An 8,790-nucleotide genomic window follows, 5' to 3' on the forward strand; every position below is an offset into this window, starting at 1 on the left:
CAAATCTATGGGCTATCCCTAAGTTGGTAGTGGAAGTAAAAACAATGAAACTCGTAACAAACTGTTTTAACAGCAGAAAATAATAATACTTATCCCTGTAATCGGGTTAGAGTGAATTCCTTAAGGTGAGTCACGCCAGAGAAAATTCTTAACCCGTAGACGTTATCAATAAAAAAATCAGAGCGTATCCTATGAGCAATCACGACATTATCGATGTAAAAGGCTGGATTGACTCCCGCCCGATCACCGGATACCAGTGGCTGACCCTCGCCCTGTGTTTCATCATCATCATGTTTGATGGCTACGACGCGGCGGCGATGGGTTTTATTGCTCCGGCGCTGATTGAGGACTGGGGCATCAGCCACGCAGAGATGGGGCCTATTTTGGGTGCTGCCATGTTTGGCGTGGCGCTTGGCGCGCTGATTGCCGGCCCGTGGTCCGATAAATTTGGCCGCAAGCGCGTCCTGCTGCTGTCGATTGCCGTCTTCTCCAGCTTCAGTCTGCTGAGCGCCTTCGCCCGCACCCCGCTGGAAATGGGCGCGCTGCGCTTTCTTACCGGCCTCGGGCTGGGTGCGGTCATGCCCAACTGCGTGACCCTGGTATCAGAATATATGCCGGAGCGCCGCCGCAGCCTGATGATCACCGTGATGTATAGCGGTTTTAATATTGGTTCGGGGCTGGGCGGGTTTGTCGCGGCCGGAATGCTGCCGCATTATGGCTGGCAGTCCGTGCTCGGTTTGGGCGGCCTGCTGCCGCTGCTGATGCTGCCGCTGCTGGTGTGGTTACTGCCGGAATCGGCGATGTATATGGTGGTGCGCAAGGTCAGCCGCGACAAGATCGCTGCCGTGCTGCAGCGGCTGGGGGGCGAGTTTTCCGCAGGCACCGCCTTTATTCTTAATGCTCCGCTGATCCCGAAAAAAGCGCAGGTGCTGCAGCTGTTCAGCCGCGGCTATGCGGGCGGGACGCTGGTGCTGTGGCTCACCTACTTTATGGGGCTGTTCGTCATCTATCTGCTGAACGGCTGGCTGCCGACCATTATGCGTTCTGGCGGCGTAACGCTGGAGCGGGCGGCGATCGTAGCCGGTCTGTTCCAGCTGGGCGGCACGGTTGGCGGACTGCTGGTCGGCGGGCTGATGGACCGCTTTAAGGCGAAATACGTTATCGCGCTGTTCTATCTGATGGGCAGCCTGTGCCTCGTCTCCCAGGGCATTTGGGGCTTTGGCCCGTCGCTGCTGGCGCTGCTGGTGTTCCTTGCCGGGGTGTGCATCAACGGTGCGCAGACCGGCCTGCAGGCATTTTCTCCGGCATTTTACCCGACCGAAATGCGCGCCACCGGCGTGTGCTGGATGCACGGCATCGGCCGCAGCGGGGCCATTATCAGCTCTTCCCTGGGCGGCGTGCTGCTCGGCGTGTTCCCGGGGCAGACCGCTATTTTTATCGTTTTGTCGCTCCCGGCTGTATTAGCGGCGCTTTCAATCACCCGACATCACCCCGCTCAGGTGTCCCGTCAGGTCAAAGGCATCGACCTTAATGACCTGCCGTCCCTGTCGCGTACCCTGAATAACCGTTAAACCAGAGGTCACCACTCATGGCAAAAATTATCGGCGGTTTGGCCGTTTCTCACACCCCTACGATTGGCTTTGCGGTCGATCACAATAAGCAGCAGGAAGGCGCCTGGGCGCCCATTTTTGACGGCTTTGCGCCGATGCAGCGCTGGCTGGAGGAGAAGAAACCGGACGTGCTGCTGTACGTGTTCAACGATCACGTCACCTCATTCTTCTTCGACCACTATTCGGCCTTTGTGCTGGGCATTGACGACCAGTACGCCGTTGCGGATGAAGGGGGCGGCGCGCGCGATCTGCCTCCGGTGCGTGGTCATGCCGCCCTGTCGCAGCATATTGGCGCCAGCCTGATGGCCGATGAGTTCGATATGTCCTTCTTCCAGGATAAAGCGCTGGATCACGGCCTGTTTTCGCCGCTGTCGGCGCTGGCGCCCTGGCAGGGTGGCTGGCCGATGCAGATCGTCCCGCTGGCGGTCGGGGTGCTCCAGTTCCCCATCCCCACGGCGCGGCGCTGTTACAAGCTGGGCCAGGCGCTGAAACGCGCGGTTGAAAGCTTCCCGGAAGATTTAAAGGTGGCCGTGGTGGCGACCGGCGGCGTGTCGCACCAGGTGCACGGCGAGCGCTGCGGGTTTAATAATCCCGAGTGGGACGCGCAGTTTATCGACCTGCTGATTAACGACCCTGAGCGCCTGACCGAGATTACGCTCGCCGAATATGCCACCCTGGGCGGTCTGGAGGGGGCGGAAGTGATTATGTGGCTGATTATGCGCGGCGCGCTGTCGGCCAACGTGGAGAAACTGCATCAGGACTACTATCTGCCGTCGATGACCGGGATTGCCACGCTGATCCTCGAAAACCAGTCGCGCGAGGCGCCGGTCGATGTGCATCAGCGCCAGCGTGATAAGATCAATCTGCAGATGAACGGCGTGGAAAAGCTGCCGGGCACCTATCCGTTCACCCAGGCACGCAGCCTGAAGGCCCTGCGCATCAATCGCTTCCTGCACCGCATGATCCAGCCGGAATGGCGCAAGCGCTTCCGCGAAGCGCCGCAGGCGCTGTTTGATGAGGCCGGGCTGACCGCTGAAGAGCAGACGCTGATCAATCAGCTCGACTGGCGCGGCATGATCCACTACGGCGTCAGCTTCTTCCTGCTGGAAAAACTGGGTGCGGTGGTGGGTGTCTCGAACCTGCATATCTATTCGGCGATGCGCGGAGAGACGCTGGAACAGTTCCAGCAGACGCGCAATCAGCAGGTCCTCTACTCTGTAGCGGGGAAAGCAGACTGATGTTGACGCAACCGGTTATCGACTGTCATCACCACGTGTTTGATCCGGCGAATTTTCCCTGGGCGCCCGAGAGCGCCTATAACCCTGACGGCCACGAGCTGGCGACGCCGGATTACTACCGCGCGGTGATGCAGGCTTACCACATTCGCCACTCGCTGATTGTCGGCCCGACCTCAGGCTACAACACCGACAACCGCTGCCTGCTGGATACCATCAAGCGCGGCGCGGGGCGTTTTAAGGGGATTGCGGTGGTGCCGCGTGACGTGGACAGCGACACGCTCGCCAGCCTGCAGGCGCAGGGAATTGTCGGCATTGCGCTGAACGTGGCGATGCTGGGCACTGAACCCTTTTTCCAGCTGGATGCCCTGATGGGCAGGCTGGCAGAGCTGGATCTCTTCGCCCAGATTCAGGTGCAGAACGATCAGCTGCCCGCGCTGATGCCGATGCTGTCGCGCACGCGCACGCGCCTGCTGATTGACCACTCTGGCAGGCCGGACGTCAGCGCCGGGCTGGCGCAGCCCGCGTTTCAGGCGCTGCTGTCGCTGGCAGGCCAGCAGCGGACCAGCGTGAAGCTCTCCGGGCTGGCGAAGTTTTCCCATCAGCACTATCCCTGGAAAGATGGCCACCCATACCTGCTGGCGCTGCTGGAGGCGTTTGGCGCGGAGAACTGCATGTGGGGCTCTGACTGGCCGTTTCTGCGTGCAGGAGAGCGGATGGATATGGGCACTCAATTGATGCTGATTGAACAGCTGATCCCCGACGAGAAACGCCGCCGTCAGGTGCTGTGGCACACGCCAAAGCGGCTGTTTGGCTTTACTGAATCACAGGAGTCATGATGAGAACTATCTATGTACTGAACGGCCCTAACCTCAACCTGCTGGGCACCCGCGAACCGGAAACCTACGGCTCTGATACCCTCGCCAGCGTTGAAGCGCTGTGTCGCGCCAGCGCCCGGGAGCTGGACGTGGCGATTGAGTTTCGCCAGACCAACCACGAAGGCGAGATGATAGAGTGGATCCAGCAGGCGCGCCTGCACGCGCAGGCGCTGGTGATCAATCCCGCGGCGTGGACGCACACTTCGGTGGCGATCCGCGATGCGGTCACCGCCGTCGCGCTGCCGCTGTGGGAGGTGCATATCACCAACGTGCACAAGCGTGAGCCATTCCGTCACCATTCGTATCTGTCTGACGTGGCGCAGGGCGTGATCTGCGGTTACGGCATTCGCGGCTACCGCTATGCGTTGATGGAAGCGGCGCGGGCAATCGGGATACCAAGCTGACGCCAGGGTGAAACCTGGCTTAGCAACGATCGACGGTAAAGGCGATCACATCGCTCAGCTTTTCCGCCTTCAGCGCCAGCATCACAATACGATCGACGCCCAGCGCCACGCCGGAACAATCCGGCATACCGTGCGCCAGGGCGTCCAGCAGGTTGGTATCAATCGGCTGCTGCGGTAGCCCGGCTTTGGCGCGCTTGCGGTTATCCTGCTCAAAGCGCAACCGCTGCTCGCGGCTGTCGGTCAATTCACGGAAGCCGTTCGCCAGCTCGATGCCCTTGAAGTAGACCTCAAAACGCTCCGCCACGCGGTGATCTTCGGTGCTGATCTCCGCCAGCGCCGCCTGGGTCGCCGGGAAGTGGTAAACAAAGGCGGGTTTCTCTTTGCCGATCTCCGGCTCCACGCCGAGCATAAACAGCAGCTGCAGCAGGGTATCGCGATCTTCCTCGCGGTTGGCCAGATCGCCTGCGCCGAGCTTCTCCGCCACTTCGCGCAGCTGCGCTTTATCCGCCGACAGGGGGTCAATCTCCAGATGGCGGATAAATGCCTGCTGGTAAGAGAGGGTTTCCGCCGGGGCGCACTCCAGCACCTGCTGCATCAGGTCATCAACCTCATTCATCAGGCGGTACATATCGTAGTGCGGACGATACCACTCCAGCATGGTGAATTCCGGGTTGTGGTGACGGCCCATCTCTTCATTGCGGAAGCTGCGGCACAGCTGATAAATCGGGCCGCTTCCCGCCGCCAGCAGGCGCTTCATATGGTACTCCGGGCTGGTCATCAGGTAGAGATCCACCCCTGCCGCCGCCCCCGGACCGACAAAGCGCGTCTGGAACGGGAACAGGTGGACATCGGTCACCGTCGCCTGGCTCATCGCCGGGGTTTCCACTTCCAGAACGCCACGATCGGCAAAGAAACGCCGGATTTCAGCCATAATCGCCGCACGTTTTAATAAGTTTGCGATGGGTGCGCTTGGCTGCCAGCTGGACGTTTCGCTCATGTTGCTACCTCTAAGTCAGTCAGGGGGAGGAAGTCTACCTGTCGCCGCAGCAACACACAATTCACCACGAAATAAAACCCTCATCTCCCTTTATGGCACCTGCGCTGACTTTTTGCCAGCAACCCACCCAAATGCCCGAACACATCAAATTAGCGCATTTTTAACCCACCTATACTGGGCGACGACTGGCGGGCTAAGCCTGCCGCTATCTCTCTGGTAAGCCTGAAAAACATCCATAATGGGGAGTAAACCGTGCAGACCCTGAATACCGATCTGGTGATTGTCGGCGCTGGTGGAGCGGGACTGCGGGCGGCAATCGCCGCCGCAGAAGCCAACCCGAAACTGAAGATTACACTGATTTCCAAAGTCTATCCGATGCGCAGCCACACGGTTGCCGCCGAGGGCGGGGCTGCCGCCGTGACCCAGCAGCAGGACAGCTTCGATTCCCACTTTCACGACACCGTAGCGGGCGGCGACTGGCTGTGCGAGCAGCCGGTGGTCGACTACTTTGTTGAACACTGTCCGCAGGAGATGGCGCAGCTGGAGCTTTGGGGCTGCCCGTGGAGCCGCAAAGAAGATGGTTCGATCAACGTGCGCCGCTTCGGCGGGATGAAGATCGAACGCACCTGGTTTGCCGCTGATAAAACCGGCTTCCATATGCTGCATACCCTGTTTCAGACCTCGCTGAAATATCCGCAGATCCAGCGCCTGGATGAGCATTTCGTTCTCGACCTGCTGGTGGATGACGGCGTGACGCACGGTCTGGTGGCGATGAATATGATGGAGGGCACGCTGCTGGAAGTGCGCGCTCAGTCGGTGATCCTCGCCACCGGCGGGGCGGGCCGCGTCTACCGCTACAACACCAACGGCGGCATCGTCACCGGGGACGGCATGGCTATGGCATTCCGCCACGGCGTGCCGCTGCGCGATATGGAGTTTGTGCAGTATCACCCAACCGGCCTGCCGGGTTCCGGCATCCTGATGACCGAAGGCTGTCGCGGTGAGGGCGGCATTCTGGTCAATAAAGACGGCTACCGCTACCTGCAGGATTACGGCATGGGGCCGGAAACGCCGCTCGGCGAACCGAGAAACAAATATATGGAGCTAGGCCCGCGCGATAAGGTTTCACAGGCTTTCTGGCACGAGTGGCGTGCTGGCCGCACCATTTCCACGCCGCGCGGCGATGTGGTGTATCTCGACCTGCGCCACCTCGGCGAGAAAAAGCTGCGCGAGCGGCTGCCGTTTATCTGCGAGCTGAGCAAAGCCTATGTCGGCGTCGACCCCATCGTCGCGCCGATCCCGGTGCGCCCGACCGCACACTACACCATGGGCGGCATTGAGACGAATGCGCAGTGCGAAACGCCCGTTCAGGGGCTGTACGCCGTCGGTGAATGCTCGTCCGTCGGGTTACACGGTGCCAATCGACTGGGTTCTAATTCGCTGGCCGAGCTGGTGGTGTTTGGCCGCCTGGCCGGTGAGCAGGCCGCACAGCGCGCTTCGCAACCGCATAAAGCGCAGGATGCCGCGCTGAGCGCCCAGAGCGGCGACATTAAAAAGCGGCTTTATGGGCGGGTTAATCCGCAGGGTGGCGAGAACCTTGCGCAGCTGCGCGATGAGATGGGCATGGCGATGGAAGAGGGCTGCGGTATCTACCGCACCACCGGGCTGATGCAGAAAACTATCGACAAGCTGGCCGAGCTGAAAGAGCGCTTTAACAACGTGCGCGTGACCGATAGCTCCAGCGTATTTAACACTGAGCTGCTCTACACCGTCGAGCTGGGGCACGGTCTGGACGTGGCCGAATGCATGGCGCACTCGGCTATTCAGCGCAGAGAGTCGAGAGGTGCGCACCAGCGGCTGGATGAAGGCTGCACCACCCGCGATGACGAACACTTTCTGTGCCACACCCTGACCACATTCAACCCCCAGGGGGCGCCAACGGTGAGCTATCAGCCGGTCGCCATCACCCGCCTGCCGCCTGCCGCCCGCGTTTACGGTGCGGCGTCTGAGGAGAAAGCCAACAAGGAGCCCGCCCATGAGTGACATCAGGCAGCGTGAAATTGAAATTCTGCGCTACAACCCGGAAACCGACCGCCTGCCGCGCCACGAGTTCTTTACCGTGCCGTGGGATGAGCAAACCTCGCTGCTCGATGCGCTCGGCTTTATCAAAGATAACCTCGCCTTTGACCTTTCGTACCGCTGGTCATGCCGCATGGCGATCTGCGGCTCCTGCGGCATGATGGTCAACGGCGTGCCGAAGCTGGCCTGTAAAACCTTCCTGCGTGATTATCCTCATGGCATCAAGGTTGAGCCGCTGGCGAACTTCCCGATCGAGCGTGACCTGGTGGTCGATATGACCCACTTTATCGAGAGCCTGGAAGCGATCAAACCCTGGATCATCGGCAATACGCGCAGCGCCAGTGAAGGCCCGGGTCTGCAGACGCCGGGGCAGATGGCGAAATACCACCAGTTCTCCGGCTGCATCAACTGCGGCCTGTGCTACGCCGCCTGCCCGCAGTTTGGTCTTAACCCGGAATTTATTGGCCCGGCGGCCATCACCCTCGCCCACCGCTATAACCTTGACAGCCGCGACCGGGGCAAGGCAGAGCGCATGCCGCAGCTCAACGGCGCCAACGGCGTGTGGAGCTGTACGTTTGTCGGCTTCTGTTCGCAGGTGTGCCCGAAACACGTCGACCCGGCCGCCGCCATCCAGCAGGGCAAAATTGAAAGCAGTAAAGATTTCCTGATTGCCATGCTGAAACCCCATTAAGGAGGCTGTGATGACCACAAAACGTAACGCTTATGTTCGCCCGATGCGCGGCAGCTGGTGGCAGTCGCTGGCGTTTTACCGTTTCTATATGCTGCGTGAAGGCACGGCGCTGCCGGCGCTGTGGTTCAGCATTGAGCTGATCGCCGGGCTGTTTGCCCTGAAGAACGGGCCGCAGAGCTGGGCGGGATTCGTTGATTTCCTCCAGCACCCCATCGTGCTGCTGCTGAACCTCGTCACGCTGGCGGCAGCGCTGCTGCACAGTAAAACCTGGTTCGATCTGGCCCCCAAGGCGCAGATTATTATCGTTAAGGGGGAAAAGCTGTCGCCGGAGCCGGTGATCAAAGGGCTGTGGGCAGCATTTATCGTTATCACCGCCGTGGTGCTGAGCGTGGCGCTAAACGCCTGAGGAGAGAAGATGAAAACGCAACCGCAACGTTCGGATGAACCCATTTTCTGGGGGCTGTTTGGTGCTGGGGGGATGTGGGCCGCGCTGGTCAGCCCGGTAGTGGTGCTGCTGGTCGGCCTGCTGCTGCCGCTGGGCTGGGCTTCAGCCGATGCATTCAGCTATCAGCGCATTCTCGGCTTCGCGCAGTCGCCCGGCGGCAGGCTGCTGCTGCTGCTGGTGATTGTGCTGCCGCTGTGGTGCAGCCTGCATCGCCTGCACCACAGCCTGCACGACCTGAAAGTGCACATCCCGCGCAGCAAACTGCTGTGCTACGGCATTGCCGCCGTGCTGAGTGCAGTCGCGGTGATTGGGGTGATTGCCGTGTAATGGCTGGCCGGGCATTTCACAGAGGGATCTTTAGAAAAGACCTCCATTGCTAAACGTTCAGTAATCCGGCTGAGCTCGGCCTGAGCACGCCGGAACGGCAAAAGACGCTCCCTGCGGGCCTCGG

Annotated in this window: 9 protein-coding genes; 8 read left to right on the forward strand and 1 reads right to left on the reverse strand. The window is 60.5% G+C overall.

What is annotated here, in order from left to right; translation table 11 throughout:
- Window positions 1-191 precede the first annotated feature (191 nt).
- Genes QLG07_RS20925 through aroQ form a run of 4 tightly spaced genes read left to right on the forward strand, consistent with a single transcriptional unit; the run spans window position 192 to window position 4,127 of the window.
- Window positions 192-1,571 (forward strand): aromatic acid/H+ symport family MFS transporter, encoded by a 1,380-nt coding sequence (locus QLG07_RS20925; protein WP_048914525.1) that lies wholly within the window; start codon window positions 192-194, stop codon window positions 1,569-1,571.
- Window positions 1,572-1,588: 17 nt separating this feature from the next.
- Window positions 1,589-2,848 carry a gallate dioxygenase gene (locus QLG07_RS20930; protein ID WP_048914524.1) on the forward strand — a complete coding sequence of 420 codons (1,260 nt, stop codon included), beginning with the start codon at window positions 1,589-1,591 and terminating at the stop codon, window positions 2,846-2,848.
- Window positions 2,848-3,684 (forward strand): amidohydrolase family protein, encoded by an 837-nt coding sequence (locus tag QLG07_RS20935; RefSeq protein WP_282470096.1) that lies wholly within the window; start codon window positions 2,848-2,850, stop codon window positions 3,682-3,684. Before QLG07_RS20930 ends, QLG07_RS20935 begins: the two co-directional genes overlap by 1 nt.
- Window positions 3,684-4,127, forward strand: coding sequence for a type II 3-dehydroquinate dehydratase (gene aroQ, locus QLG07_RS20940; protein ID WP_282470097.1), 444 nt, complete (start codon window positions 3,684-3,686; stop codon window positions 4,125-4,127). Before QLG07_RS20935 ends, aroQ begins: the two co-directional genes overlap by 1 nt.
- Window positions 4,128-4,146: 19 nt before the next feature.
- Here aroQ and epmA read toward each other — a convergent pair whose 3' ends face one another.
- Window positions 4,147-5,124 (reverse strand): elongation factor P--(R)-beta-lysine ligase, encoded by a 978-nt coding sequence (epmA, locus tag QLG07_RS20945; protein ID WP_099754289.1) that lies wholly within the window; start codon window positions 5,122-5,124, stop codon window positions 4,147-4,149.
- 252 nt (window positions 5,125-5,376) lie between these two features.
- Between epmA and frdA the strand changes: the two genes are divergently transcribed.
- Genes frdA through frdD form a run of 4 tightly spaced genes read left to right on the forward strand, consistent with a single transcriptional unit; the run spans window position 5,377 to window position 8,666 of the window.
- Entirely contained in the window at window positions 5,377-7,167 is a 1,791-nt protein-coding gene (gene frdA, locus QLG07_RS20950; protein WP_282470098.1) for a fumarate reductase (quinol) flavoprotein subunit, read from the forward strand.
- Window positions 7,160-7,894, forward strand: a complete 735-nt coding sequence (locus QLG07_RS20955) for a succinate dehydrogenase/fumarate reductase iron-sulfur subunit (RefSeq protein ID WP_048914519.1) — start codon at window positions 7,160-7,162, stop codon at window positions 7,892-7,894. Before frdA ends, QLG07_RS20955 begins: the two co-directional genes overlap by 8 nt.
- A 10-nt stretch (window positions 7,895-7,904) precedes the next feature.
- Entirely contained in the window at window positions 7,905-8,300 is a 396-nt protein-coding gene (gene frdC, locus QLG07_RS20960; RefSeq protein ID WP_048914518.1) for a fumarate reductase subunit FrdC, read from the forward strand.
- A 9-nt stretch (window positions 8,301-8,309) separates the two neighbouring features.
- Window positions 8,310-8,666, forward strand: coding sequence for a fumarate reductase subunit FrdD (gene frdD / locus QLG07_RS20965; protein WP_187497209.1), 357 nt, complete (start codon window positions 8,310-8,312; stop codon window positions 8,664-8,666).
- Window positions 8,667-8,790 lie beyond the last annotated feature (124 nt).

Source organism: Erwinia sp. V90_4 (assembly GCF_029967685.1).
Classification (GTDB): Bacteria; Pseudomonadota; Gammaproteobacteria; order Enterobacterales; family Enterobacteriaceae; genus Erwinia; species Erwinia aphidicola.

Coding starts and splice junctions, on each gene's coding strand:
- QLG07_RS20935 (WP_282470096.1), top strand. CDS start 2,848: ATGTTGACGCAACCGGTTATCGACTGTCATCACCACGTGTTTGATCCG.
- QLG07_RS20925 (WP_048914525.1), top strand. CDS start 192: ATGAGCAATCACGACATTATCGATGTAAAAGGCTGGATTGACTCCCGC.
- aroQ (WP_282470097.1), top strand. CDS start 3,684: ATGAGAACTATCTATGTACTGAACGGCCCTAACCTCAACCTGCTGGGC.
- frdC (WP_048914518.1), top strand. CDS start 7,905: ATGACCACAAAACGTAACGCTTATGTTCGCCCGATGCGCGGCAGCTGG.
- QLG07_RS20930 (WP_048914524.1), top strand. CDS start 1,589: ATGGCAAAAATTATCGGCGGTTTGGCCGTTTCTCACACCCCTACGATT.
- frdD (WP_187497209.1), top strand. CDS start 8,310: ATGAAAACGCAACCGCAACGTTCGGATGAACCCATTTTCTGGGGGCTG.
- epmA (WP_099754289.1), bottom strand. CDS start 5,124: ATGAGCGAAACGTCCAGCTGGCAGCCAAGCGCACCCATCGCAAACTTA.
- QLG07_RS20955 (WP_048914519.1), top strand. CDS start 7,160: ATGAGTGACATCAGGCAGCGTGAAATTGAAATTCTGCGCTACAACCCG.